A 25,490-nucleotide genomic window follows, 5' to 3' on the forward strand; every position below is an offset into this window, starting at 1 on the left:
GCCCTGGTGGACTCGACGCTGTAGCTACTGATGGGTATTCTTACCCGCCAGTAAGTTCCTTGTCGACCCAAGCCTCACCCGAGCGAGAAGGTGCACCCTGTGACCTCGACCCAGTCCAGTCCCCGCCAGCCCTCCGACCGCTACTCGCAGCTGATGGCATCCGGACCGGGCAGCTTCCTCGCCGGCCAGCTCGGGCTGCCGCGCCCGGAGCAGCTGCGTCGTCACGACCCCAGCAAGCCCCCGCTGCCCGGCCCGGTGCTGCTGGGCGGGTCCGGCCGCCTGGTGGAGCCGCTGCGCGAGCTGTTCTCCGGCGCCGACTACGGGCTGGCCACCGACGCCGACAAGTACGGCGCCCTGGTGTTCGACGCCACCGGCATCACCCACATCGACCAGCTTGAGGAGCTCTACAGCTTCTTCCACCCGGTGATGCGCAAGGTCGCCCCGTCGGGTCGCCTGGTGGTCATCGGCACGCCGCCGGAGGAGACCGGCTCCACCCAGGAGCACATCGCCCAGCGCGCGCTGGAGGGCTTCACCCGCTCCGCCGGCAAGGAGGTCAAGCGAGGCGCCACCGTGCAGCTGGTCTACGCCGCACCCCAGGCTGACCCCTCCGCGCTGGAGTCCACCCTGCGCTTCCTGCTCTCGGGCAAGTCGGCCTACGTCTCCGGGCAGGTCATCCGGATCGGCGCGCACGGCTCCACCACCAACGCCGAGGCCGTGCCCCGCAGCTGGGACAGCCCGCTCGCCGGCAAGGTCGCCGTGGTCACCGGGGCCGCCCGGGGCATCGGTGCCGCCATCGCCGAGGTGCTCAGCCGCGACGGCGCGCACGTGGTGTGCGTGGACATGGCCGGCGCGGGCGAGGCGCTGTCCAAGACCGCCAACGCCGTGGGCGGCAGCTCGCTGGCCCTGGACGTCACCGCGGCCGACGCCGGCGCCACCCTGTCCGCGCACCTGCTGGAGCGCCACGGCGGTGCCGACGTCATCGTGCACAACGCGGGCATCACCCGGGACCGGACGCTGGCCAACATGGACGCCGACCGCTGGAACGCCGTCATCGGCGTGAACCTGGCCGCACCGGAGCGCCTCACCGCCGAGCTGCTGGAGTCCGGTGCGCTGAAGGACGGTGGCCGGGTGATCGGCGTGGCCTCCATCGCCGGCATCGCGGGCAACAACGGCCAGACCAACTACGGCACCTCCAAGGCCGGCGTCATCGGCCTGGTGGAGGCGCTGGCCCCGGAGCTGGGCAAGAAGGACATCACCATCAACGCCGTGGCACCGGGGTTCATCGAGACGCAGATGACCGCGGCCATCCCGCTGGTGGTCCGCGAGGCCGGCCGGCGGATGAACTCGATGACCCAGGGCGGGCTGCCCATCGACGTGGCGGAGACCGTGTCGTACTTCGCCAGCCCGGCCTCCTCGGCGGTCACCGGACAGGTCGTGCGCGTGTGCGGCCAGAGCCTGCTGGGGGCCTGACGTGCAGACCGAGACGCTCAGCTCCTCCCCTGGCCTGGCGCAGCCCTACCTCAAGGCCGCGCTGGCCGCGCTGCCGCTGCCCGGTGGTCGCCCGCAGGCCCTGCCCGAGCGAGAGCTTCGGCTGGACGGGGTGACCGTCGACCGCAACCACCTGGCCGAGTACGCGCAGGTGTGCGGCTTCCGGCTGAGCGAGACCCTGCCGGCCACCTACCTGCACATGCTGTCGTTCCCGATGAGCATGAAGCTGATGACGGCCGGTGACTTCCCGTTCCCGCTGCTCGGGCTGGTGCACGTGGCCAACCGCATCGAGACCACCCGGCCCGCGCTGGCCGGGGAGAGCTTCGACCTGAGGGTGCGCGCGACCAACCTGCGTCCGCACCGGCAGGGCCGCCAGCTCGACCTGGTCACCGAGGCCCGGGTGGGCGAGGAGCTGGTCTACACCGGCACCAGCACCTACCTGCGCAAGGGCGCCGGCAAGTCCGACACCGCCGCCCCCGCACCCAAGGTGGGCGTGGACGACGAGGTGGAGCCCTCTGCGATCTGGAAGCTCGACGACGGCCTGGGCCGGCGCTACGCCGCGGTGTCCGGCGACCGCAACCCCATCCACCTGCACGCCCTGAGCGCCAAGGCCTTCGGGTTCCCCCGAGCCATCGCCCACGGCATGTGGAGCGCGGCCCGCTGCCTGTCCGCGCTGGAGGGGCGCCTGCCCGAGGCGATGGACTACACGGTGGCCTTCCGCAAGCCGATCCTGCTGCCCTCCACCGTCGCCTTCGCGGCGGAGCAGACCAAGAACGGCTGGAACGTGGGACTGCGCAACGCCACCAAGGGCACCGCCCACCTGGGCGGGCAGATCACCCAGCGCTAGCGGGGGGCGGCGGCCCCGGTGCGCTCGGCCGGCTCGGTGCGGTCGGCCGACTCGGTGCGCCGCCGCCCGCCCAGGCCGTGCCAGGCGAAGTCCACCAGCAGCTCCGCGGTCACCACCGGATCGGCGGCCGGGTCGTCGAGCATCCGGTCGATCAGCGCCTCTGCGGCGCCGACCAGGGCGACGGCGAGGCTGTCGAAGTGTGCAGCGGGGTGGTTGCCCCACGCGGAGCGCTGCAGCAGCTGGGACACCGCCGCCGCCGCACCGTCGTGCACCTGGGACACCTGGGCGGCGAAGGGCTGCTGCAACCGGGCGCGCCGGTAGAGGACGAGCCAGCTGTCGCGGTGCTCGGCGGCGAAGGTGAACACCGAGGTGATGCCGTTGGCCAGCTGCTCGCGGGGCGGCAGGTCCGGGTCGACCGCGGTGAACACCGCGGCCAGGAAGCGTTCGGCCTCCCGAGTGATGCACGCGGCGAACAGGTCCTCCTTGGAGCCGAGGTAGAGGTAGAGCATGGGCTTGGAGATCGCCGCGGCCTCGGCGATGTCGTCCATGGCAGCATCGTGAAATCCTTTGCGGGCGAACACCGACACCGCAGCGTCGAGCATCTGCTGCTCCCGGACCGCGCGGGGCAGCCGCTTGCTCGCGCTCATCGCTCACCTCTCCCTGCGTGTCGCCAAAGACCTTACCCACAGGTAATGTTACTCCGCAGTAAGGTGTTCTCCGGTGCCGCACCGCTCCATCCCGCTGCCCCGGGTACCGCACGCCTCCGAAGGGACGAACGCCCATGTTCTCGCTCGAGCTCAGCCAGGAACAGACCGAGCTTCGCGACTGGGTGCACGGCTTCGCCGCCGATGTCGTCCGGCCGGCTGCCCACGAGTGGGACGAGCGGGAGGAGACTCCGTGGCCGATCCTGCAGGAGGCGGCCAAGATCGGCCTCTACGGCTACGAGACCATGGGCACCCTGCAGGCCGATCCCACCGGGCTGAGCATGCCGATCTTCAACGAGGAGCTCTTCTGGGGCGACGGCGGCATCGGTCTGGCCATCATGGGCACCGGCCTGGCCGCCGCGGGCATCGTGGCCGCGGGCACCCCCGAGCAGATGATCGAGTGGGTGCCGCAGTGCTTCGGTGACGTCAACGACCCCAAGGTCGGCGCGTTCTGCTCCTCCGAGCCCGAGGCGGGTTCGGACGTGGGCAACATGCGCACCCGCGCGGTCTACGACGCGGCCACCGACGAGTGGGTGCTCAACGGTCTCAAGGCCTGGGCCACCAACGGCGGAGTCGCCAGCGTGTTCGTGGTGCAGGCCGTGGTGGACAAGACCCTCGGCTCCCGCGGGCAGGCGGCGTTCGTGGTGCCCGCCGGCACCAAGGGCCTGGAGGTGGCCAAGAAGCTGAAGAAGCACGGGCTGCGCGCCTCCAACACCGCCGACGTGTTCCTGGACGACGTGCGCATCCCCGGCGCCAACCTGCTGGGCGGCAAGGAGAAGCTCGACGCCAGGCTGGCTCGGGCGCGGGAGGGCAAGAAGGGCGGTGGCCAGGCGGCCATGGCCACCTTCGAGCTCACCCGCCCGACCGTGGGCTCCATGGCGGTGGGCATCGCCCGCGCCGCCTACGACTACGCCCTGGAGTACGCCAAGGGCCGCGTGGTCTTTGGCCGGCCGATCATCGAGAACCAGGCGATCGCGTTCACCCTGGCCGACATGAAGACCGAGATCGACGCCGCTCGCCTGCTGGTGCACCGTGCGGCGTGGATGGCCAAGAACGGTGTGCCCTTCGCCGCGGCCGAGGGCTCGATGAGCAAGCTCAAGGCCGGTCGTGTGGCGGTCTGGTCCACCGAGCGCGCCATCCAGATCCTGGGCGGCGTCGGCTACACCCGCGAGTACCCGGTGGAGCGCATGCACCGCGACGCCAAGATCTTCGACATCTTCGAGGGCACCGAGCAGATCCAGCAGCTGGTGATCGCGCGCGCCATCTCCGGCGTGCACATCCGCTGACCCTCGCTCTCCTCCCCTCTCCTTGCGGGGAGGACGGTGTCCCGCTGGCTGCTGCTGCGGGGTTCAGCGGGTCCGGGCGGCACGGACGTCCGCCCGTCGTGGCACCAGCGCCCCGCATCACGGCCGTGAGGCGGGGCAATAATGGCCGGGTGGCGGATCCGGTGGAGGGCGACCTGCGGGTGACCGCGCGGCTGGCGGTACCTGCGGCCGAGCTCATCTGGCGGTTCTCCCGGTCGCAGGGTCCCGGCGGGCAGGGCGTCAACACCACCGACTCGCGGGTGGAGCTCAGCGTCGACCTGAGCACGCTGAGCACCGTGGACGCCCACCAGCGGGAGCGGCTGCTGCACCGGCTGCACACCCGCACCGTGGACGGCGTGCTCACCATCGCGGCGTCGGAGACCCGCTCCCAGCTGCGCAACCGCGAGGCCGCCCGGGCCCGGATGGCGATGCTGCTGGCGCAGGCGCTCGCCCCCGACGCCCCGCCGCGCCGCCCCACCAAGCCGAGCCGGCGGGCGCGGCAGCGGCGGGTGGACGCGAAGGTGGCGCGGGGACAGACCAAGCGGTTGCGCGGCCGGCCCGACTACTAGCCGCCCCGAGGGCTCAGAGGGCTGCCGTCGGCCGGTCGAACATCGCGTACTCGGCGAGGATCTCGGCACGCTTGTCCTCGCGCAGCAGCGCGTAGCAGTCCTCCTCGCGCACGTAGATCGGGTCGTCCACCAGCCAGCTCTCCCGGCGCAGCCGCATCTTGTCGATCTTGCGGGTGGCGGTCACCGGGACGTCCTCCACCAGCCGCACGTAGGTGGGCGCCCACTTGGTGCCCATGTCGGGCTGCTCGGTGAGGAACTGGTAGAAGGCCGCGGGCGAGAACTGCTCGCCGTCGGCCATGCTCAGCGTGGCCATCACCCGGTCGCCGGTGCGGCTGTCGGGCACGGGGTACACCGCCACCAGCAGCACCCCGGGGAATCGCGCCAGCACGCGCTCGATGGGGGCGCTGGCGAAGTTCTCGCTGTCCACCCGCATCCAGTCGCCGGCGCGACCGGCGAAGTAGAAGAAGCCGCCCTTGTCGCGGTAGCCGAGGTCGCCGGAGCGGTAGGCGGTGCCGTCGATCCGAGCCGCGGTGGCCTCAGGGTTCTTGTAGTAGCCCTCGAACATCATGGCGCCCTGGGTGTTCACGATCTCGCCGATGCACTCGGCGGAGTTCAGCAGCTTGCCGTCGACGTCGAACTCCGCCGGCGGGCACTCGTTGCCGTCGGGGTCCTGGATCTGCACGGGCATCACCGCCGGCGGCGTGCCCAGGGACCCGGGCGGGGCGTCGGGGCCGTGGCTGATCACCACCGCACCCTCGCTGGAGCCGTAGCTCTCCGTCGGCGCCACCCCGAAGCGCCGCTCGAACTCCGCCCGGTCCAGCGGCGCGGCCTCGGTGCCGAACGCGGCGCGCAGCCTGGTGCGCTTCTCGTCGGGGTTCTCGGGCTGGTGGAGGAGGTAGGCGAGCGAGCGGCCCACGTAGTTGAAGAAGGTGACGCCGTAGCGCAGCACGTCGGGCAGGAACCCGGAGGCGGAGAACTTCCGGCGCAGCACGAACGTCCCGCCCACCAGCGCCGCGGGGGCGAAGCAGGCCATGATCGCGTTGCCGTGGAACATCGGCATGGCGTTGTAGGAGACGTCGTCGCGGGTGATGTGCATGACGTTGGCCGACGCCAGCATCGCCATCCGGCCGGTGCTGCAGATGACGGCCTTGGGGTTGCCGGTGGAACCGGAGGTGAACAGCAGCATCAGCAGGGTGCGGGGGTCGCGCGCCTCGGCGGTGGGCTCCAGGGGTGCACCGCGGTGCCGCTCCAGCCGCGCCTGCCAGTCGGCGCCGTCGCACTCCAGCACCCGCTCGCTGGGCAGGCCCAGGTCGAGGCCCGCCAGCAGGGCCGCGCCGTGGGCGTCGGTCACCACCAGGTCGCAGTCGACGCCGCGGATGTCGGCGGCCAGCTCCTCGCCGCGGCGGGTGGAGTTGATCCCCACGACGGTGGCACCGCTGAGCGCGCCCGCGCCGATGAGGAAGAGGAACTCCGGCACGTTCTCCAGCAGCACACCCACGTGGAACGCGCGCTCCGGGCGCCGCAGCTCCTGCAGCACGGCGGAGCGGTCGGCGCACTCCTGCACCAGCTCCCGCCAGCTCCAGCGCGAGTCCTCGAAGAGCAGTCCGTCGTGCTCGTCGTCGGCGCGGCGCAGCAGAACGTCGGCGAAAGTGGCGGGCGTCTCAGTCATGCGCTGAGCGTGGCAACCCGAGGGGCGTGGGCCAACCACGATCCCGCTGACCGGGCGGCGCTGACCAGGGCCGTCACCGCTAGATCCCGGCATGGTCGGCCACCTCGCGGGCCTTGGCCACCAGCTGGTCGATCCGCGCCACGGTGGGCGTGCCGCTCGCGGCCGCGTTCTGCGGCTCGTCCCTGGCCCGCCGCATGACGCCCTCGGCGATGATCGCCACCTTCCACAGCCCCAGCGCGTGCCAGTACGCGAGCGCCGCGGCGTCGCGCCCGGTCTCGGCCAGGTAGATCTCGGCGATCTCCGCGCGGCTGGGGAAGCCCGGCAGCGCGGAGGCGGGGAAGTCACCGCCGGTGTCCTCACCGGGCTCGGGCCAGTAGGCCAGCAGGGTGCCCACGTCGGCCAGGGGCTCACCGAGGGTGCACAGCTCCCAGTCCAGCGCGGCCACCACCTCCCCGGTGTCGGCGGCGGCGATCACGTTGCGCAGGTGGAAGTCGCCGTGCACCAGGGTCAGCTCGTGCTGCTCCGGCACCGCGGCCGCCAGCCGGGCGGTGAGGTCGTCCAGCTCGGGCAGCTCCCGGGTGCGCGACTGCTCCCACTGCCCGCCCCAGCGCTTGAGCTGGCGGGCGGCGTAGGGCTTGTGGCTGGCCAGGTCCGCCAGGCCGGTGGCGTCCAGGTCCACGGCGTGGATCGTGGCCAGGGTGCGCGGCAGCGACACCCCGATGGCACGGCGCTGCTCCGGGGTGAGCGCCTCGGCCACCGACATGCGGTCCACCACCCGGCCGTCGACGAACTCCATCAGCAGCAGCGGCACCTCGCTCACCGCCGGGCCGGAGCCCGCCCCGGGGGTGTACAGCCCGTGCACGCGCGGGGTGGGCACCGCGGTGTCCTGCAGGGCCGAGAGGATGCGCCCCTCCCGGGCCACGTCGTGCGCCGACGCCAGCAGGTGGCCCAGCGGCGGGCGGCGCAGCACCCACCGCCCCCGGCCCTCGTCCTGCACCAGGAACACCAGGTTGGACTGGCCCAGGCCCACCCGCTCGAAGCTCAGCCGTCCCTGCCGCTGCAGGCCCAGGCTGTCGAACCACTCCGTGACCGCGTGGGGGTCCAGCCCCACCACCTGCGCGTTGGTCACTCAGCGCACCACGGCCTCGTGGCCGTTGCTCGCCGCGGTGACGTCGCGGTACTTCCGCAGCTCCTGGCGGGCGATGGCGCGCTGGTGCACCTCGTCGGGGCCGTCGGCCAGGCGCAGGGTGCGCATGTGCGCGTAGGCCATCGCCAGCGGGAAGTCGTCGGTGACGCCGGCTCCACCGTGCACCTGGATGGCGCGGTCGATGATCTTCAGCGCCATCTTGGGGGCAGCGACCTTGATGGCCGCGATCTCGGTGCGTGCCTCCTTGTTGCCCACGGTGTCCATCAGGTGCGCCGCCTTCAGGGTGAGCAGGCGCACCATCTCGATCTCGATGCGCGCCTCGGCGATCCAGTCCTGGATGTTGGCGCGCTCGGACAGCGGCTGGCCGAAGGTCACCCGGGACTGGGCCCGGCGGCACATCAGCTCCAGGGCACGCTCAGCCATGCCGATCGCCCGCATGCAGTGGTGGATGCGGCCCGGGCCCAGCCGGGCCTGGCTGATGGCGAAGCCCTCGCCCTCCCCGGAGAGCAGGTCGCTCACCGGCACGCGCACGTCCTGGAAGTCGATCTCGGCGTGGCCCTCCCGGTCCTGGTAGCCGAACACCGGCAACCCGCGCAGCACGGTCACGCCGGGGGCGTCCATCGGCACCACCATCATCGACTGCTGCTTGTGCGTGGCCGCGGTGGGATCGGTCTTGCCCATCACGATCATCACCTTGCAGTTCTGGTGCAGGGCGTTGGAGGCGAACCACTTGCGGCCGTTGAGCACGTACTCGTCACCGTGGCGCTCCATGCGCAGCTGGATGTTGGTGGCGTCGGAGCTGGCGACGGCCGGCTCGGTCATCGCGAACGCCGAGCGGATCTCCCCGTCCAGCAGTGGCCGCAGCCACTTCTGCTTGTGCTCGTCGGTGCCGAAGAGGGTGAACACCTCCATGTTTCCGGTGTCCGGGGCGTTGCAGTTGCAGGCCTCCGGGGCCAGGTGGCTGCGGCCCATGATCTCTGCCAGCGGCGCGTAGTCGAGGTTGCTCAGCCCCGGGCCCCACTCCGGGTGCGGGTGGAAGAGGTTCCACAGCCCGCGCCGCCTGGCCTCCACCTTGAGCTCCTCCAGCACCGGCGGCTGGAAGTGCGGGTTGCCCGAGGCGCGCATCTGCTCCTCGTACACCGCCTCGGCCGGGTAGACGTGGGAGTCCATGAACGCCAGCAGCTCGTCCTGCAGCTCGAGCGAACGGTCGGAGAAGCTAAACATCGACATGGCTGGTCCTCATCGGTAGGGGCGGGAACTCGGGGGGACGGCGCTGCAGGAAGCTGGAGACGCCCTCGCTGACGTCGGGGCCGCGGAAGGCGTCGAGCATCAGCTCCTCGGAGCGGCGCAGCGCCTCGGCGTAGGGCACGTCGGCCCGCAGCTGCTGCTTCATCACCGCCATGGAGGTGGGCGAGCAGGTGGTGGCCAGGGTGGTGGCGTAGTCGACGGCCGCGGCCAGCACGTCACCGTCCACCAGGTGGTCCACCAGGCCGATGCTGTGGGCTTCGGCGGCGTCCACCATCCGGCTGGACAGCAGCAGGTCGGTGGCCCGGCTGTGGCCGACCAGGCGGGGCAGCAGCACGGAGCTGCCGTACTCCGCGATCAGCCCGCGCTGGGAGAACGCGGCGGTGAACCGGGCAGCGGTCGAGGCGAACCGGACGTCGAAGTACAGCGCCTCCACCAGGCCCAGGCCCGCGGCGACACCGTTGATGGCCCCGACCAGCGGCTTGCGCAGGGTCAGCGGGAGGTCACGGGGCCGGGCGCGGGCGAGGTCCTCGGGCCGGGCATCGCCGACGTTGCGCAGCCCTGCCAGGTCGGCACCGGCGCAGAAGCCGCGGCCGGCGCCGGTGACCACCACGGCGCGCACGTCAGGGTCGTCCTCGGCGGCCAGCAGCAGGTCGAAGTACTCGTCCTCCATGGCGTTGGTCCAGGCGTTGAGCCGCTCCGGCCGGTTGAAGGTGAGCACCGCCACCGCGCCCCGGCGCTCGGCCAGCACCAGCCCGCCCTGGGTGTCCGCAACCGGCACAGCAGCTCCTCGGGGTCTCGCCACCCTGGAGAGATCCGCCGGTACAGGGGCCGGGGCCTGGGTGAACCTATGTATAGGTGAATCCGGCTTCAGTTTCAATAGCAGGCTGGATCAGCCCCGGTCGGGATCCGGCGGCACCGGGATGCCCAGGGCATGCGCCCACAGCTGGGTGAGCGTGTGCACCAGCTCGTCGAAGTCGGTGGGCCGCTCGGCGTCCTCACCCTCCCCGATGGTGAAGACGCTGTAGGCCAGGCGGCTGACCATTCCGGACAGTGCCCGCGAGGCCAGCAGCGGATCCACCCGCGTGGTGGCCACCCCGCGCCGCTGCAGCTCCGCGATCCCCCGAGCGTTGCGCTGGATGAACGCAGCCGCCCGCTCCGCGCGGAAGGCGCGGAACGCCGGGTCGATGTGCGCCACCTGCTCCAGCAGCCCCATCAGCCGGGCGTTGCGCCGGTAGGCCTCCAGGTAGGCCCGGTTGCTCGCCTCCAGCACCGCGTAGGCGTCGTCGCCGTCCACCTCGCGGTCCACGCCGGGGTGCAGCATGTCCTCCTGCGCCACCTCGAGCACCGCGGCGAAGACTTCCTCCTTGTTGGCGAAGTAGGTGTAGAACGAGCCGGTGGCGCAGCCGGCCTCCCGGGTGATGTCCACCAGCCGGGCGTCGAGGTAGCCGGCCCGCTCGAACACCACCCGCGCCGCCTGCACCAGCGCGGCCCGGGTGCGCACGCCGCGACTGGTGGCCGGGGGCTCCCGCCGCGCGGGCGCGGCGGCGGCGTTGGTGGTCATGGGCCGATGTATATCTGAATCCGGTGTCGACTTCAATGAGGTCGTTCGGACAGGGCATCGCTGCCCTGAGCGAGTGGATCCGGGACGGCAAGCTGGTGCTGCGGGTCGGCGCCAGCCAGGAATGAGCACCGACCAGGGCTGACGCGCTAGTCCGCCGCCACGATCCCGAACCGCTCGGCCAGCTGGCGCCGGGTCTCGGCGGCACTGGTGTGCAGCACCCCGGCGATGCCCAGCCGCGCCGCGCCGTCCAGGTTCTGCTGCAGGTCGTCGATCAGCACGGCCGTCTCTGGGGACACCCCGAGCCGCTCGCAGGCCAGCGCGTAGATCTTGCGCGAGGGCTTGCGCACGCCCACCTCGGAGGACACCACCACCTGGTCGGCCATGGACGCCAGGTCGAAGCCTGCGTAGCCACCGCGGCCGAAGGCGTTGGTCACCAGGGCCACCGGGTAACCCGCCGCCCGCAGCCCGGCCACCAGGGCGATGGTGTCCTCGTCGCGGGTCAGGCCCGCCTGCATGCGGGCGATCAGCCCCTCCGCGCTCACCGGTGCACCGTGGGCGGTGAGCCGCTCGGCAAAACCGCGCTCGAACTCCTCGGCGCTGGTGCGACCGGACTCGTGCTCGGAGATCAGCCGTCGGGCCACCTCGTCCTCGCTGAGCAGTCGCAGCGGCAGGCCCGGGTCGCCACCGAGCGTGGCACCGAAGTCCGCGAACGAGCGCATCACGCTGGAGGTGAGCACGCCACCGAAGTCCACCAGCACTGCGTCGCGCCCGGGTTCTGCCACGTCGCTCCTGCCCACTGCGCTCATGGCCCCATCAGACCACCCCGCACCGTCACGGTAGGGACGGGGCCGGTGCCCTGCGCGCGTCGGCAAAGACCTGACAGCGCCCACTCGGATCGTCAGCCTCGAGGACTGACCGCACCGTCCAGCAGATCGTGGACGCGCACGCCTGAGGCCGCGCCGGCAGGGCCTGCGGACTAGAAGCCGAACCAGTGGAACTGGCGGGCCAGGTCGATGAGGTAGTTCAGCAGCAGCTGGAACAGAAACGCGAACGGGTCCTGCGCCGCCACCGGGGGCCGGATGGTGCCGGCGTGCAGCAGGGCGCGGGCCTGCTCGGTGACCACGCCCGCGATCGGCGCACCGTAGCCCGGCCCCTCGGTGAGGATGACGGTCGCGAAGCGGTCACCGGGGCCGACGTAGCCGGTGGAGTTGAAGGTGGGCAGCCCACTGGCGCTGTCGGCACCCCAGCCCTGCTTGACGGCCCAGGTGACCGTGGCGCTGGGTAGGCCGAAGTGCTGGAACGTGCCGTCGGAGCCGTGGACGGTGGTGTTGCGCATGGCGTTGCTCAGCCACGGCCACACCCGGGGGTCGTGCGCCACGGCGTTGTAGAACACCGCCATCCCGTGCGCGGTGATGCGGGTGCCGCCCCACCAACCCGAGCGCGGTGGCGGAGCACCCAGGAACGGGATGTTGTAGTGCTGGGCGGCCCAGGTCACCACGCTGTCGCCGCCGGTTCGGTAGTACAGCGCGTTGGCGGAGGCGTCGTCGGACTGGGTGATCATCTTCCAGGCGGTGGTCTCGTTCCAGCCGCTCATCTGGCCCTGGACGAGCAGTCGCGTGGCGATGAAGACCTTCATCACCGACTCCGAGGCGTACTGCAGGTCGAAGTCACCGCCACCCCAGAACTGGCCGTTGGTGGTGTCCACGACGCCGATCGCCGAGCGGTATCCGCGGGCGTTGGCGTAGCCAACCGCGGCTGCCGCGTCGTCGGCGCCCTCGGCGGCCGCCGAGGGGGCGGTGACGACCGCCCCGAACAACACCTGCGCCAGCAGGACCAGCGACGCAACGACAACTCTGGGGCGCATCGATCTGGGGCGCATGGTGCTCCGAGGGCTCGACCAGTGGTGCGCGTCATCTAACACGAAAACCGTTACGTGTGGTGATCTTTCAACCACTGCACGTAACCACCGGCCTCAGCATCACCGCTCTCAGCGCACCACGAGCCCGGTGACCCAGGTGGCGCCGTCCGCCAGGCGGGACACCGTCACGAGCACGGTCCTGCCGTCGCCGCGGTAGGTGAACACCGGCCCCTCGCCGCCACCGACCGGCGCGTACCCGGCCGTCTGCCGCTGCTGACCGGCCAGGCTGGCCACCAGCTCGGCCGGCACCGCCCCGGGCGCCACGCACTTGCTGGCCTCGGCCACCTGCCCGGCGCTGAGGGAACCCATGAAGGCGTCCGCGGTGTCCTGCGCGCGGTCGGTGGCGGCGCACAGGTTCGGCGGCAGCGACACCGCCGCCGCCCGTGAGGTGGGTGCCGCCGGCGTGGGCGCCGCCGTCGTGGGGGTCACGGGCCGGGTGGTGGCCGAGGGGGCGAGCGTCGGGGGCGCCAGGGTGGTGCGCGGGGCGGGCTCGGCCGGCACCGGCGGCGGTGTGCTCGGCGGCGCGGACACGGAGCTGGCGGGGGGCGCCACGGTCGTCTGCGGGGCCGGTTGCGCGGGAGAACCACCGCAGCCGGCCAGCACGCCGATGGCACCCAGTAGTCCGGCAGTCACCAGGAGTCGCGTCACGGGGTGAGCATGCCAGCCCCGGCCGCCGCTCAGCTCACGCGCAGAGCGGAACCTGCTTGGCCAGCACCACGCGGCGCAGCGACTGCTGCACCTGCGCGGCCGGCAGCCGCCCGTCGGCCACCGCCGCCTCCAGGTAGTCGAGCACCGCGGGCAGCCGAGTGGCGGTGATGAACACCGCCACGTCGCTGCCGGCCCGCAGCGCACGCAGCGACGCCTCTCGCACGTCGAACCGGTCGCTGATGGCGGCCATGCCCGCGAGGTCGTCGCTGAACACCACCCCCTCGAACGGCGGGGCGCCGTAGCCGCTGCCAGCACGCAGCAACCCGACCGCGGCCGGGCTGAGGCTCGCGGGCAGGCCCGGCTCGGTGAGCCCGGGAACGGCCAGGTGACCCACCATCACGCCGGTGCCCGCCGGTGACGACTCCGCGACCAGCGCGCGAAAGGGCACCAGGTCACGCTGCTGCAGGGCAGGCAGGGCGGGCGTGGTCACCGTGCCCCGGTGCGAGTCGCCGCTGGAGGCGCCGTGGCCGGGGAAGTGCTTGAGCACGGGCAGCACACCGGCGGCGCGGAGGCCGTCGGCGAACGCCCGGGCGTAGCTGGTCACCACCTGCGGGTCCGGGCTGAACGAGCGGTCCCCGATGACGGTGGTGCTCGCCTGGGCGGAGACGTCGGTGTCGGGGGCAAAGTCCACGGTGATGCCGTAGCCGCGCAGCTGCTGGCCACGGGTGAGGGCGAGCTGGCGCACCTGGGCGGGGCTCATCCCGGACTGCACCATGGCCCGCGCCGAGGGGATGCTGCCGTCCAGGGCGTCGATGCGCTGCACCCGACCGCCCTCCTCGTCGGCCGCCACCATCACTCCGAGGCCTGCCGGGGACTGGGCGTCGAGCCGGGACAGCGCGCCGCTGGTGAGCAACCCGGTGGCGTTGCCGCCGACGAAGACGCCGCCGACACCCTGGCGGACCACGTCGGTGACCTGACCGGGTCCGGACGAGTCCACCCCGACCATCAGCAGCTGTCCCAGCTGCTGGCGCAGCGGCAGGGTGGCCAGGTAGTCGGTGGGCACACAGCCGGGGACCGGCGCAGCAGCCGGCACCGAGGTGGTTGGTGGCTCGGGAGACGACGGCCCGGGAACGGGTGCGGTGGTGGGTCCGGTCGGCTCGCTCGGACCAGGACTCGACGGGGCGGCACTGGCCGGGGGCAGCGCAGCGCTGGGCGGCGGCCCAGGGGAGCTGCAGCCGACCACCATCGTCGCGCCCAGCACGCCGGCGAGCAGGCCACGACGCACCGACCGGAACGCGCGGGAGCCCGTGCAGTCCGTCTTCACCATCGCGCCAGTCAAGCACGGTGGACCAGGGCGGAGCCACCGGCCTCAGCTGCCGTAGGCGCTGACTCCCGACCTGTCGTCGCAGCGCAGCCGGCCTTGGTGCACAAGCAGATCCAGGTGAGCGGCGGTCTCGCCGATGGCCAGCACCTGGTTGAAGATGTCCAGGTCGGCGTAGCTGCGCTTGTGCCGGGTCCACCGCAGGATGCGGGCCACGTCGAGCACCGTGCTGCCCTGGGTCACCGCGGCGAGCGTGTCGGCCAGCCGGGTGTCGTGGTGCTCCAGCAGCTCGTCGATGCGCTTGTGCGCGCTGTCGGTCACGGCCCCGTGCGCGGGCAGCAGCATCCGGTCGGGCATTGCCCGCACCACGCGCAGCGACTGCAGGTAGTCGCCCAGGGCCAGTCGGGGCGGTCCGGGCTCCACGGCGATGGACGGCGTGATGCTGGGCAGCACGTGGTCGCCGGCGAAGAGCAGGTCGGCGGCGGCGTCGACGAACACCACGTGGCCGCGGGTGTGGCCCGGGGTGGGCACCGAGTCCAGGCTGCGGCTGCCGAGGGCGATGGTGTCGCCCTCCTCCAGCCACTGGTCGGGGGCTTCCCACGGGCCGCCCTCGCTGGGCGGGGCGTTGCGGATGAGGTCGGCCAGCTGCTGCGCCCCGTAGCGGGCCATCCGGTCGGCGTTGAGGACGTTGGCCTCGGCGGCGCGGTGCAGCAGCAGGTCCATGGACGGCTTCTCCCCGGCGCCCAGCGCGACGTCGGAGCCCACTCGGCGGCGGATGGTGACCGCCTGCGTGTAGTGGTCGCGGTGCACGTGGGTGACCAGGATCCGGCTGACGTCGCCGAGGTCCGCGCCCAGCGTGGCCAGGCCGCGCTCCAGCTGCTCCATGGACTCCGGGATCGCCCAGCCGGAATCCACCAGCACCAGCGAGTCGCCGTCGGTGATGGCGTAGACGTTGACCGCGCGCAGCCCGTCGTTGGGCAGGGGCAGCGGGATGCGGTGCACGCCCTCGGCCACGGGGTACACGCCAGGTGTGGTCCAGTCGCTCATCCGTGGGAGTCTGGCACGCAGGTGTGACGGCCGTCTCGCCCGGTCCCACACCGGCACTCGCCGCCAGCAGTGCCGCCGGTGCTGACCCTGCTGCGCAGCCGCGCACCGCCCGGGCGGCCCACCGCCCCGTCGGAGCCAGTGCGCGCCAGCACGGGGTCGGGCAGTCGCGTGCCGGCGATGACGGCGGCCTGCTGGTAGTGCTCCATGCTGCGCGCCAGCATGTGGCCCCAGGTCATCTCCGGCGTGGTGGCCACGTTGTGCTCCCGGATGGCCCGCAGCCGCTCCGGTGCGGTGAGCAGCCCGGCGGTGGCGGCGGCCATGTCGGCGTCGGAGCCCACCAGCAGCCCCTCCACGCCGTCGCGCACGAACTCCACCACCCCGCCGCAGGACATCGCCACCACCGGCAGGCCCGCGCTGCGGGCCTCCAGCGCAGCGATGCCGAAGGACTCCAGCCGCGCCGGCGCCAGGTACACGTCGGCGGTGCGGTAGACCTGCCGGATCTCCTCGCGGGTGCGGGCGCCGGGCAGGCTGACCCAGTCCTGCATGCCGCGCCGGCGCAGTGCCTTCTCCATGTCGGCGCGCCGGGGGCCCTCGCCCATGATCACCGCGCGCAGGCGGACGTCGGTCGGCACCTGTGCCCGGATGGCCTGCAGCGTGCGGATCAGCGGCATCGGGCGCTTGCGCTGGGCCAGCCGCATCACGCTGACGATGGTGAGCTCGCGCGGGTCGGCGTGGTGGGCGGGCAGCTGCCACGCCGCGGCGTCCACCCCGTTGCCGAGCACGGCCACCTCCTGGCCGGCCAGCATGTAGCGCATCGGCTTCGCCGCCACCTGGCTCACCGCGGTCCAGCGGGCCTTCCAGCGGGTCCAGCCCGCCGCGGTGCCCGCCACCCGCAGGATCGCCCCCGGCGGCGGGACCGAGTGCATGGTGACCACCATGGGCACCCCCGCGGCCGAGGTGATCGCCCCGGCCGTCCACACCAGCGGGGACACCAGCGACGCGTGCGCGTGCACCACGTCCACCTCCCCCGGTGCGAGCAGCCGGTGCAGCGCCGCACGGGTGCTCACCCCGGGCACCCCCTGCCGGAAGCCCGGCACCCGGTGCACGGTGGGCCCGGCGGGGTCCTCCGGCGCCTCGGCGGCGGTGCGGGTGATGACGCGGACCTCGTGGCCCTGGGCGCGCTGGCGCCGGGCGAGGTCGTGCACCTGCATCTCGATGCCGCCCAGGCGGGGCAGGTAGCAGTCGGTGACGTGGGTGATCCTCACGCGGTGGTCACCGGCACCAGTGCGCGACGGCGCCGCGACTGCTGCACCAACCAGGCGACGATGCCCAGCCCGCCCACCGGGATCTCCAGCAGGAAGGTGAACCCGCGGTACAGCAGCACTGCCGCGGCCACCCCCACCGCTCCCCCGCCCAGCGCGATGAGCATGCCGGCGCAGGCGGTCTCCGCGAAGCCCGCGCCGTTGGGCGTGATGGGGACCAGCGTCAGCAGCCGCTCCACGGCGAAGCCGGCCGCGATCACCCCCACGGGCAGGTCCTCACCCAGCAGGTGCAGGCAGCTGCCGAGCAGCAGCACCTGCAGCAGCAGGTACCCGGTGACGGCGACGCTCATCTGCAGCCACGCCGTCTGGATCACCTCCACCGTGGACGACCTCAGCTGCGGCAGCACGTCGACCATGCGGGAGCGCCGCGGGGAGCGGACCAGGCGCATGCCGCCGGCGACCGCCTGGTCCAGCACGGTGCCGCAGCCGCGGGCCACGCGGTGGCTGCTCAGCGCCGACAGCAGCGCCACCAGCACCAGCGCGAGCACCACCACGGCCGTGCGCACCGCGCTGAGCACAGGACCGGAGGTGAGCGTGCCGGTGGACAACAGCCAGGCCAGCACCGCGCCGGCGAACACCAGCTTGCCCAGCCAGTCCCACAGGTTGCTCACCGCGGTGAAGGTGGCGAAGGCGGACCGGGTGAACCGCCAGGAGCGGATCATCGCGAAGTTCAGCCCCACCCCGGCCGCCCCGCCGAAGGGCGCCACGTTCGCCACGGCGCTGCCGGTGAGGTTCAGCATCAGCGCCTGGCGGTGGGTGAGTCCGGGCAGGGCCGCGGTGAGCACCCAGGTGTAGGACCACAGTCCCGCCAGCCACAGCGCGGCGAGCAGCAGCAGGGCGGTGAGCGGCACCCCGGCCAGCACCTTGCTCACCGGGTCCCACGAGGTGCCCAGCACCCGGGGCAGCACCAGCAGCAGCCCGACGACGGTGGCCAGCGCGGCGACGGAGGCGAGCGCGCGCAGCCCCACCCAGCCGCGCCGGGGCGCGGCGGCAGGGGTCTCCTCAGCCGGAGTGGTGGTCATCGTGTGCGGGTCCTCGTGCGTCGTAGGGCTCAGGTGAAGTACAAGCAGTCCGCACAATGTAAGCACCAACCGCGCTCAGGTGTAGCACGCGTCACGGCTGAGCGAGCCGGCTGCCATGCTGAGCCCGTGGCCCGCACCCTCGTCTCCTTCCACGCCCACCCCGACGACGAGGTCCTGCTGACCGGGGGAACGCTCGCCCGCGCCGCCGCCGAGGGCCACCGCGTGGTGCTGGTGGTGGCCACCAACGGGGAGGCCGGGCTGGCTGCGACGCACCTGCGCGCCGACGGCGGGCTGGGCACCCGGCGAGTGGCTGAGCTGGAGCGCTCGGCAGGGGCGCTGGGCTGTGCCCGCCTGGTCCTGCTGGGCTACCGCGACTCCGGCTGGCGCGACAGCGCGACCCCGGGCGGCTTCTCCGACGTGGACCGGGCGAGCGCGGCGCGACGGGTGGCGCGGGTGCTGGAGCAGGAGCGGGCGGAGGTCCTCACCACCTACGACCCCGCCGGCGGCTACGGCCACCCCGACCACGTGCAGGTGCACCACGTGGGAGCGCTGGCGGCTCGGCTGGCGGGCACTCCACGGGTGCTCGAGGCCACGCTGGACCGGCGGCTCGTCCAGCGCGCCGTGCGGCTGGTCGAGGCGGTGCCCGGCGTGCTGCCAGGGGTGCGCGCCGCCGCCTTCGCCGACGCCTACAGCGACGTGGTGACCCACCGCGTGGACGTCCGCGCGCACGCCGCCGCCAAGCGCGCCGCGATGGCCGCCCACGCCAGCCAGGCCACCGCCGACTCCGACCAGCGCACCCTCGCCCTGCTGCTGCGCCTGCCGCGCCCGGTGTTCCGCCAGGCGCTGGGCCGCGAGTGGTTCCTCCAGCGCGATGCTGCCCCGGGCCCCCTGCGCGACGACGTCTTCGCCGGCCTCGACCGAGGCTGACCGCCACGGGTCCACCCCTCGCGGAACCGGCGCGCACGGCGCACAATCGGCGGGGAACCAGGCGGACGCCAGCCCACGGACCGGACGTGCGCCCGGCGCCCGCAGGTCAGGAGCCCACCATGGCGGCACCCCGCACCGACCGCGCACGACCGGCCGCCACCAGCACCGACGTGGTCCTGGTGGCCTACGACGGCTCCGCCTGCGCCCGCGGGGCGCTGGAGCACGTCGCGCGCTGCCTGCGCTCCACGCACGTGGTGGTGGTGAGCGTGTGGGCGCCACTGGTGGTGCAGACCGCCCAGCTGGCCACCATGTGGGGTGAGCTGTCCGTCGTGGGCTGGGCTGGGGAGGACCACCCCGCCGACCGCTACGCCGAGACCCAGGCCCGCCTGCTCGCCGAGGAGGGCGCCGGCGTGGCCACCGCGCTGGGGCTGCAGGCCACCGCCGCCACCCAGCCGGCCGCCGGCGGGGTGTGGACCGGCATCGTGGACGCCGCCGAGGAGCACCAGGCCGACATCATCGTCACCGGGACTCGGAGCCTGCACGGGCTGCGCTCGCTGCTGCACGCCAGCGTCTCCCAGCAGGTGCTGCACAACAGCACCCGCCCGGTGCTGGTGGTTCCCGCCGGCTGCCCCTGAGGGGCTACCAGTTGGTCAGCACCAGGTGCACCACCCCGAGCGCCAGCAGCGCCTGCACGGTCAGCCAGCCGCGCTGCCAGCGCACCGGCAGCGCCGCGGTGGCGGCCAGCAGCCACACCGCGAAGGGCAACCAGATCCGCTCGGTCTCGGCCTTGCTCAGCGCGCTCAGGTCCGCCGCCGCCACCGCCAGCCCGGCGCCGAGCACCAGCAGGCTCAGCCCGTCCCTGGTCCGCAGCCGTGCCGGTGCGAGCACCCGGTGCAGCGCCGCGGCGGTGGCCAGGCCCACCGCGCACAGCAACGACGCCAGGTTGGCCCAGCCCCAGTAGCTGAACGGGCGCTCGGTGGCGATGCCCTGGTAGTACCGGTCGACCACCAGGTGGTAGCCGTCGAGCCACCAGAAGCCGGCCGCGGCGAACGCGGCCACCACCGCCAGCGCCCCGGCCACGGCGGGCAGCAACGGCCGCACGGTGCGCGCGGCGACCAGCACCGCCACCGCCACCAGGCCCATCAGCACCAGGCCGTAGGACAGGAAGATGCCGTAGCCCAGCAGCAGCCCCGACGCCAGCGCGGCAACAGTGGGCCAGCGCACCGCCCGCGTGGCGGCCAGCGCCAGCAGGGCGATCCCCCAGGCCACCACCCCCGCGAACAGGGCGTCGGCGGAGACCGCCACCCAGATGGCCGCCGGGGCCAGGGCCAGGAACGGTGCCGCGCGGCGGGCGGTCTGCTCGTCGGCCAGCACCCGCACCGTCACCAGCACCGCCACCACCGCCGAGCAGCCCACGAGCACCTCGGCCAGCCCCGCCGGGACCTCGCCGTCCAGGCCCAGGCGGTCCAGCGCCACGTAGCTCAGCAGGGCTCCCGGTGGGTGGCCGGAGACGTGGGTGGGCCAGGAACCGGGCACCCCCTCCAGGATCCGGCTGCTGAAGTCCTGCACCATCGCGGGCACGTCGGCGATGGTGCGAACCGTGGGCAGGTACTCGTTCGAATCCTCCAGGTGATCGACGAACCCGCGCTGCCACCCGTCCACCAGGAGCAGCGCCATCGCCCAGCCGACTGCGACCGCGGCCGTGCCGGCCAGCAGCCAGGGCCAGCGCAGCCGCTGCGCCAGGCGGGGGCCCCAGCCGACCACCAGCACCGCCAGCACCACGGCCAGCGGCGTGCCCACCCCCACGTGCGGCTCCCAGATGCCGTAGAGCGGGGCGGTCTCGGCGTGCAGCGCGTCCCGCTCCGCCGGCGCCATGCGGCGTGGCACCACGATCGCCGCGACCAGCAGCGCCACCGCCAGCACCGCGCTGGCGAGGTCACCCAGCAGCGACCGGTCGGGGTGGCGCCGCGCGGCGGTGGCAGGCGGTGCGAGGTTCACCCGCCAAACCCTAGGCACAGCGCCGTGACCAGGCCTGACGGTCGCCGCAGGCCCGGCCACAGCCCCCTGTGCTCGTGCTGCGCGCGGGGCGCTGGTCAGCTTCACTCGATGCGGTGAGCAGCATCGACGTCGTCATCCCGTGCCGGGACGAGGCGGGCTCGTTGCCCGGGGTGCTGGCCGCGCTGCCCACCGGTTACCGGGCCGTGGTGGTGGACAACGGGTCCGGTGACGACACTGCCGGTGTCGCGACCGCCGGTGGCGCGCGGGTGGTGCACGAGCCGGTCGCGGGGTACGGCAGCGCGGTGCACGCCGGGGTGCTGGCCAGCGACGCCGAGGTGGTCTGCGTGCTCGACGGCGACGGCTCCATGGACCCCGCCGAGCTGCCCCGCCTGGTCGCCCGGCTCGACGCCGGTGCCGACCTGGTGGTGGGGCGGAGACGCGCGGTGCGGGGCAGCGGCTGGCCCTGGCACGCCCGGCTGGGCAACGCCCTCGTCGCGGCCCGGCTGCGGCAGAGGCACGGGCTGGCGGTGCACGACATCGGACCGGTCCGCGCGGTGCGCCGCGGCGACCTGCTGCAGCTCGGGGTGCGGGACCGCCGGTCGGGCTACCCGTTGGAGCTGCTGGTGCGGGCGGCGCGCGCCGGCTGGTCGGTGGCCGAGGTCGACGTCACCTACTCCCCGCGGACCGCGGGGCGCTCCAAGGTCTCCGGCTCGGTGCGGGGCACGGTGCACGCGGTCCGCGACTTCGGGGCCGTGCTGCGGTGAGCACGCTGCTGGTGGTGGCGAAGGCACCGGTGCCGGGCCGGGCCAAGACCCGCCTCAGCCCCTGGGTGGCGCCCGAGGAGGCGGCCGACCTGGCTGCGGCCGCGCTGCTGGACACCCTCGCCGCGGTGGCCGCCACGCCCGCCGCCTGCCACGTGGTGGCGCTGGCCGGGGAGCTGCACCAGGCGTGCCGCAGCGCGGAGATCGGCCACGCCCTGTGCGACTTCGTGGTGCTGCCCCAGCGGGGCCCGAGCTTCGCCGCCCGGCTCTGTGCCGCCCACACCGATGCGGCAGCGGCCGGTCCGGGCACGGGCGTGCTGCAGATCGGGATGGACACCCCGCAGGTCACGCCGGCGCTGCTGGGGGCCGCCCTGGCGGTGCTGCGGGAGGCCGATGCCGCGCTGGGGCTGGCCACCGACGGGGGCTGGTGGGCGCTGGGCGTCGGCCGGCCTGCGCTGGCCCAGTGCCTGGCCGGGGTGCCGATGTCGCAGCCTGACACCGGCGCGCGCACGGCGGCGGCCCTGCGCGCGGCCGGAGCCCCTGCGCGGTCGTTGCCCGAGCTGCGCGACGTCGACCGGCCCGCCGACGTGCTGGCGGTGGCGGAGCTGGCCCCGGACACCCTGTTCGCGGCTGCGGCGCGGTGCCACCAGCAGCGGGAGGCGGGCCGGTGACGGCCGTGGAGGGCAGCGGCACCGTCTCTGCCGACGAGCTCTACCAGCGGGCCGCGCGAGGCCAGCCCTGCTGGGTGGGCGACACCGCGGGGCGGCGCATCGAGCTGCCGATGACCCGCTGGATGGGAGGGCCCGGCATGAGCACCGCCGAGCGCACGGCCGACGCCGCCCTGCTCGCCCGCTGTGTCGGCGCGACCCTCGACCTGGGCTGCGGGCCGGGTCGGCTCACCGCCGCGCTGGTGGGGCGGGGGGCCTGCGCGCTGGGGGTGGACTCCTCGGCGGAGGCGGTGCGCCTGACCACCGCCCGTGGTGCCCCGGCCCTGCAGCGCGACCTCTTCGACTCGCTGCCCGGCGCCGGCGGCTGGTCCAGCGTGCTGCTGGCCGACGGCAACATCGGCATCGGTGGCGACCCGGTGCGGGTGCTGCGCCGCGCCGCCGCGCTGCTGCAGCCCGGCGGGCTCGCCGTGGTCGAGGTGGACGGCCCCGGGGTGGGCACCCCCTGCACGCGGCTGCGGATGGAGACGGAGACCGCCGTCGGGGAGTGGTTCCACTGGGCCCGGCTGGGGGTGGACGCGGTCCAGCACGTCGCGATGGCCGCAGGCCTGCGGCTGCACGACGTGCAGGAGGCTGCCGGCCACTTCATCGCCATCCTCGCCGCCCCGGTGCTGGCTGACCCCGGCGAGAGCTAGCCGTCCAGGCCTAGGTCGGGTTCTGCCCGGTCATCTTGCGGTAGCCCTTGGCGCTGGCCCGGTCGACCGCCGCCCGCACCAGGGCGAAGATGGCGCCCTGCAGCACCGCGGCGAGAAGCACCTCGCGGGTCGAGTGGCGCAGGTCGTCCGGCTTGGGCGCCTTTTTCTCGTCGTCGCCGATGCGGCCCCACAGCTTGCCGAAGATCGCACTGGCCGCCAGCCCGCCGAGAACGCTGGCCAGCAGGCTCAGCGGCTTGTAGAGAACCTTGTTGACCGCGCTCATCGCCGGTGCCGCCACATCAGCAGCCCGACCACCATGACCACCACGGCCCCACAGGCCGCGCCGGCCACCTTGGGGTCGACCCGGCTGCTGGCCTCGGACCAGGTCTGCTGCGCCTCGGACCAGGTCTGCTGCGCCTTCGCCCTGGCTCGTCCCTTGACGTCGGCCTTGTGCGCCAGGGCGTCAAGGGTCTCAGCCAGCTCCGCCCGGGTCTGCTCCCGGCTCTGCTGCGTCTTGTCCACGCTCATCGCTTCAGGTTCTCCTTCACCGTCTGCACGTCGCGCTGGACGCTGTTGAGGGTCTCTTGTGGCACCGGGGGAACGGCCTTGCGAGCACGCTGGGCGCCGAACAGGCCCATCAGCGCGCCGAGGACGACGAGCGCGGCACCGATGATCAGGGCGGCGAGCCAGGCGTCCAGCACCAGCGTCAGCGCCAGGATCGCGCAGGCCACCAGCGCCCCGAGGCCGTAGAGGGCCACCACCGCTCCGGCACCGGAGATGCCGATGCCCACGCCGAGGCGGGCGCCCTTCTGCTTCACCTCGGCAGTGGCGTGCTGGACCTCCTGCTTGACCAGGGTGGACACCTGGTCGGTGAGCCGCTCTAGCAGCTGCGGGGTGGAGAGGTCGTCGGGGTCGTGGGGCGCTGCGTGCGTCATCTCGGTCTCCCTCTTTGCGCTCGGAACCAGCAGCACCGGCACGGCACCGCGGCCGCGAGGTGACGCCTGGGCGCAGCGTTCTGCACACCGTGGTGCCAGTGTGCCGATGTTGGGCCGGCGGCGCAGAACCAGACGACGAAGGGGTGGACGCGAACCCACTGGTCAGGGGACCGCGGAGACCTCGACCGGCATGGCCAGGCGGGTCGGCTCGAGCCGGCCCCGCAGGGTGACCTCCTCGCAGGTGGCCCACAGCTGGCGCTCCTCGACGGTCGCCGCGAGCAGGGCCCGCTCCGACGCCAGCACGCGGCAGTCCCGGTTCTTGGCCAGCTCGGTCAGCCGGGCCGCCTCGTTCACCGGGTCACCGATCACGGTGTACTCGAACCGGCGGGCCGCCCCGATGTTGCCGGCCACCGCCATGCCCGCCGACACCCCGATGCCCAGGTCCACCCCGGTGGCCCGCTCCAGCTCGCGGCGCAGCTGGCGGGCGGCGGCCAGCGCGGCGGTGGCCACGTCGCTGTGCTCCAGCGGGGCGCCGAAGATCACCAGGGCGGCGTCGCCCTCGAACTTGTTCACCAGCCCACCGTGCTCGGTGACCACGTCCACCACCACCCGGAAGAAGTCGTTGAGCAGGGCCACCACCTCGGCGGGAGGGTGGCTGGCGGCCATCCGGGTCGAGCCCACCATGTCCACGAACAGCACGCCGACCTCGCGCAGCTCCCCGCCCAGGTCGGTGCCGGTCTCCAGCGCCCGCCGTGCCACGTCCACCCCGACGTGCCGGCCGAACAGGTCGCGCAGCAGCTCCCGCTCGGCCACCCCGGAGACCATCTCGTTGAAGCCCTTCTGCAGCAGGCCCACCTCGCTGCTGTCGTACACCTCCACCGACACCTCGGTCTGGCCGCGCCCGACCTCGCCCAGCGCCCAGCGCACCTGCTCGATGGGGTCGGCGATGGAGCGCGCCGTCAGCCCCGTGCCGAGCAGGCCGACCAGGAAGGACAGGCCGCCGACGAAGATGATCGCGCCGACCACCCGCTGGGGGTCGTCCACCAGCGAGCCGGTCAGCTGGGCCACGCAGATCACCAGAATCCCCGACGTGGGCAGGGCCGAGGTCAGCCCCCAGGTGAGCAGCACCCGGCTGGCCACGCCGGGCCCGGTCGGGTTGTCCGGCATGTTCGCCTTCAGCGCGTCGGCTGCCACCGGCCGCAGGCAGCGCTCCGCCAGCAGGTAGCCCACCGCACAGGTGGCCGCCGCGCCCAGCACCACGCTGAAGGCGATGACCACCGCGAGGCGGTGCGAGGCGGCCACGTTCAGCGCCACGAAGATCACCCCGCCCACCGTCCACATCCCGGCGTGCACCACGGTCTGCCAGAACGGGGCGCGCAGCACCGCTGCTTGCTCGTCCGCGGTGGGCGGACCGCCGCGGCGTCGCCAGAGCAGCACCGGCTTGAGGATCCGCAGCCCCAGGACGACGTCAGCGACCAGCGCCAGGGCCAGGTAGGTGCCGAAGATCAGCCGGTTGAGGCCCTGCGCGTACTGCATGTCCTCCGGCGGCAGCGGCAGCACGTAGCGGACGAAGGCCCACAGGATGAGCGCACCAGCCAGGTTGGCCAGCAACATGCTTGCCGCGTAGCCCGGCCATGGACTGGTGCGCATCCGCTGGAGAATCTCGACGCGGGTGGGCACGCGCTCACCGTAGT

27 protein-coding genes are annotated in these 25,490 nt (G+C 73.4%); 9 read left to right on the plus strand and 18 right to left on the minus strand.

Annotated elements, in window-relative coordinates; all coding sequences use genetic code 11:
• Window positions 1-99: 99 nt before the first annotated feature.
• The gene (locus ELX43_RS16065; RefSeq protein WP_277601706.1) at window positions 100-1,470 is read left to right on the plus strand and encodes a 3-oxoacyl-ACP reductase; all 1,371 of its coding nucleotides are present in this window, start codon (window positions 100-102) and stop codon (window positions 1,468-1,470) included.
• A gap of 1 nt (window position 1,471) precedes the next feature.
• On the plus strand, window positions 1,472-2,335 hold the full coding sequence (locus tag ELX43_RS16070) for a MaoC/PaaZ C-terminal domain-containing protein (RefSeq protein WP_127784290.1): 864 nt from the start codon (window positions 1,472-1,474) through the stop codon (window positions 2,333-2,335).
• Here the strand turns inward: ELX43_RS16070 and ELX43_RS16075 are convergent.
• Window positions 2,332-2,982, minus strand: coding sequence for a TetR/AcrR family transcriptional regulator (locus ELX43_RS16075; RefSeq protein ID WP_127784291.1), 651 nt, complete (start codon window positions 2,980-2,982; stop codon window positions 2,332-2,334). The two genes, ELX43_RS16070 and ELX43_RS16075, sit on opposite strands and share 4 nt — an antisense overlap.
• A gap of 134 nt (window positions 2,983-3,116) precedes the next feature.
• On the opposite strand from ELX43_RS16075, the gene ELX43_RS16080 reads away from it, so the two are divergent.
• Complete coding sequence (locus tag ELX43_RS16080) at window positions 3,117-4,325, plus strand: acyl-CoA dehydrogenase family protein (protein ID WP_127784292.1); 1,209 nt, start codon at window positions 3,117-3,119, stop codon at window positions 4,323-4,325.
• A 149-nt stretch (window positions 4,326-4,474) separates the two neighbouring features.
• Window positions 4,475-4,912 (plus strand): alternative ribosome rescue aminoacyl-tRNA hydrolase ArfB, encoded by a 438-nt coding sequence (gene arfB, locus ELX43_RS16085; RefSeq protein WP_127784293.1) that lies wholly within the window; start codon window positions 4,475-4,477, stop codon window positions 4,910-4,912.
• 13 nt (window positions 4,913-4,925) lie between these two features.
• On the opposite strand, the gene ELX43_RS16090 is transcribed toward arfB, so the two are convergent.
• From ELX43_RS16090 to ELX43_RS16145, 12 genes are all read right to left on the minus strand, one after another.
• Entirely contained in the window at window positions 4,926-6,581 is a 1,656-nt protein-coding gene (locus ELX43_RS16090) for an AMP-binding protein (RefSeq protein WP_127784294.1), read from the minus strand.
• Window positions 6,582-6,660: 79 nt separating this feature from the next.
• On the minus strand, window positions 6,661-7,710 hold the full coding sequence (locus ELX43_RS16095; RefSeq protein WP_127784295.1) for a phosphotransferase family protein: 1,050 nt from the start codon (window positions 7,708-7,710) through the stop codon (window positions 6,661-6,663).
• Window positions 7,711-8,958 (minus strand): acyl-CoA dehydrogenase family protein, encoded by a 1,248-nt coding sequence (locus ELX43_RS16100; RefSeq protein WP_127784296.1) that lies wholly within the window; start codon window positions 8,956-8,958, stop codon window positions 7,711-7,713. It abuts the gene before it with no gap.
• Entirely contained in the window at window positions 8,945-9,754 is an 810-nt protein-coding gene (locus tag ELX43_RS16105; RefSeq protein ID WP_127784297.1) for an enoyl-CoA hydratase-related protein, read from the minus strand. Before ELX43_RS16105 ends, ELX43_RS16100 begins: the two co-directional genes overlap by 14 nt.
• Before the next feature lie 111 nt (window positions 9,755-9,865).
• Entirely contained in the window at window positions 9,866-10,537 is a 672-nt protein-coding gene (locus ELX43_RS16110; RefSeq protein WP_127784298.1) for a TetR/AcrR family transcriptional regulator, read from the minus strand.
• A gap of 146 nt (window positions 10,538-10,683) precedes the next feature.
• Window positions 10,684-11,343 (minus strand): HAD family phosphatase, encoded by a 660-nt coding sequence (locus ELX43_RS16115; protein ID WP_127784299.1) that lies wholly within the window; start codon window positions 11,341-11,343, stop codon window positions 10,684-10,686.
• Between the two features lie 170 nt (window positions 11,344-11,513).
• Window positions 11,514-12,401 carry a serine hydrolase gene (locus ELX43_RS16120; RefSeq protein WP_164860675.1) on the minus strand — a complete coding sequence of 296 codons (888 nt, stop codon included), beginning with the start codon at window positions 12,399-12,401 and terminating at the stop codon, window positions 11,514-11,516.
• Between the two features lie 123 nt (window positions 12,402-12,524).
• Window positions 12,525-13,103, minus strand: a complete 579-nt coding sequence (locus ELX43_RS16125; protein WP_127784301.1) for a hypothetical protein — start codon at window positions 13,101-13,103, stop codon at window positions 12,525-12,527.
• A gap of 34 nt (window positions 13,104-13,137) precedes the next feature.
• The gene (locus ELX43_RS16130; protein ID WP_127784302.1) at window positions 13,138-14,430 is read right to left on the minus strand and encodes a glycoside hydrolase family 3 N-terminal domain-containing protein; all 1,293 of its coding nucleotides are present in this window, start codon (window positions 14,428-14,430) and stop codon (window positions 13,138-13,140) included.
• Between the two features lie 42 nt (window positions 14,431-14,472).
• Window positions 14,473-15,471: an MBL fold metallo-hydrolase gene (locus tag ELX43_RS16135; protein ID WP_127784303.1), complete on the minus strand. Its 999-nt coding sequence runs from the start codon at window positions 15,469-15,471 to the stop codon at window positions 14,473-14,475.
• On the minus strand, window positions 15,468-16,736 hold the full coding sequence (locus ELX43_RS16140) for a glycosyltransferase family 4 protein (protein WP_127784304.1): 1,269 nt from the start codon (window positions 16,734-16,736) through the stop codon (window positions 15,468-15,470). The genes ELX43_RS16135 and ELX43_RS16140 overlap by 4 nt, the downstream gene beginning before the upstream one ends.
• A complete protein-coding gene (locus ELX43_RS16145) occupies window positions 16,733-17,815 on the minus strand; it encodes a lysylphosphatidylglycerol synthase domain-containing protein (protein ID WP_127784305.1) in 1,083 nt (360 codons plus the stop codon). Before ELX43_RS16145 ends, ELX43_RS16140 begins: the two co-directional genes overlap by 4 nt.
• A gap of 126 nt (window positions 17,816-17,941) precedes the next feature.
• Here ELX43_RS16145 and ELX43_RS16150 point away from each other — a divergent pair, with 126 nt between their 5' ends.
• Together ELX43_RS16150 and ELX43_RS16155 are read left to right on the plus strand one after the other, a co-directional pair.
• On the plus strand, window positions 17,942-18,742 hold the full coding sequence (locus ELX43_RS16150; protein WP_127784306.1) for a PIG-L family deacetylase: 801 nt from the start codon (window positions 17,942-17,944) through the stop codon (window positions 18,740-18,742).
• A gap of 119 nt (window positions 18,743-18,861) precedes the next feature.
• Complete coding sequence (locus tag ELX43_RS16155) at window positions 18,862-19,377, plus strand: universal stress protein (protein WP_127784307.1); 516 nt, start codon at window positions 18,862-18,864, stop codon at window positions 19,375-19,377.
• A 4-nt stretch (window positions 19,378-19,381) separates the two neighbouring features.
• Here ELX43_RS16155 and ELX43_RS16160 read toward each other — a convergent pair whose 3' ends face one another.
• Window positions 19,382-20,740: a hypothetical protein gene (locus ELX43_RS16160; protein WP_241249324.1), complete on the minus strand. Its 1,359-nt coding sequence runs from the start codon at window positions 20,738-20,740 to the stop codon at window positions 19,382-19,384.
• 113 nt (window positions 20,741-20,853) lie between these two features.
• Here ELX43_RS16160 and ELX43_RS16165 point away from each other — a divergent pair, with 113 nt between their 5' ends.
• Genes ELX43_RS16165 through ELX43_RS16175 form a run of 3 tightly spaced genes read left to right on the plus strand, consistent with a single transcriptional unit; the run spans window position 20,854 to window position 22,861 of the window.
• Window positions 20,854-21,504: a glycosyltransferase family 2 protein gene (locus tag ELX43_RS16165; RefSeq protein ID WP_127784308.1), complete on the plus strand. Its 651-nt coding sequence runs from the start codon at window positions 20,854-20,856 to the stop codon at window positions 21,502-21,504.
• A complete protein-coding gene (locus tag ELX43_RS16170) occupies window positions 21,501-22,172 on the plus strand; it encodes a DUF2064 domain-containing protein (RefSeq protein WP_127784309.1) in 672 nt (223 codons plus the stop codon). The genes ELX43_RS16165 and ELX43_RS16170 overlap by 4 nt, the downstream gene beginning before the upstream one ends.
• A complete protein-coding gene (locus ELX43_RS16175; RefSeq protein ID WP_241249326.1) occupies window positions 22,169-22,861 on the plus strand; it encodes a class I SAM-dependent methyltransferase in 693 nt (230 codons plus the stop codon). The genes ELX43_RS16170 and ELX43_RS16175 overlap by 4 nt, the downstream gene beginning before the upstream one ends.
• Window positions 22,862-22,871: 10 nt before the next feature.
• Here ELX43_RS16175 and ELX43_RS16180 read toward each other — a convergent pair whose 3' ends face one another.
• The 4 genes from ELX43_RS16180 to ELX43_RS16195 form a co-directional block, all read right to left on the minus strand.
• On the minus strand, window positions 22,872-23,144 hold the full coding sequence (locus ELX43_RS16180) for a DUF4235 domain-containing protein (RefSeq protein ID WP_127784310.1): 273 nt from the start codon (window positions 23,142-23,144) through the stop codon (window positions 22,872-22,874).
• Window positions 23,141-23,389: a DUF3618 domain-containing protein gene (locus ELX43_RS16185; protein ID WP_127784311.1), complete on the minus strand. Its 249-nt coding sequence runs from the start codon at window positions 23,387-23,389 to the stop codon at window positions 23,141-23,143. Before ELX43_RS16185 ends, ELX43_RS16180 begins: the two co-directional genes overlap by 4 nt.
• Window positions 23,386-23,796, minus strand: a complete 411-nt coding sequence (locus ELX43_RS16190) for a phage holin family protein (RefSeq protein ID WP_127784312.1) — start codon at window positions 23,794-23,796, stop codon at window positions 23,386-23,388. Before ELX43_RS16190 ends, ELX43_RS16185 begins: the two co-directional genes overlap by 4 nt.
• A 162-nt stretch (window positions 23,797-23,958) precedes the next feature.
• A complete protein-coding gene (locus tag ELX43_RS16195; protein ID WP_241249976.1) occupies window positions 23,959-25,446 on the minus strand; it encodes an adenylate/guanylate cyclase domain-containing protein in 1,488 nt (495 codons plus the stop codon).
• Window positions 25,447-25,490: the final 44 nt, after the last annotated feature.

This window comes from Rhodococcus sp. X156 (assembly GCF_004006015.1).
Lineage (GTDB): Bacteria > Actinomycetota > Actinomycetes > Mycobacteriales > Mycobacteriaceae > X156.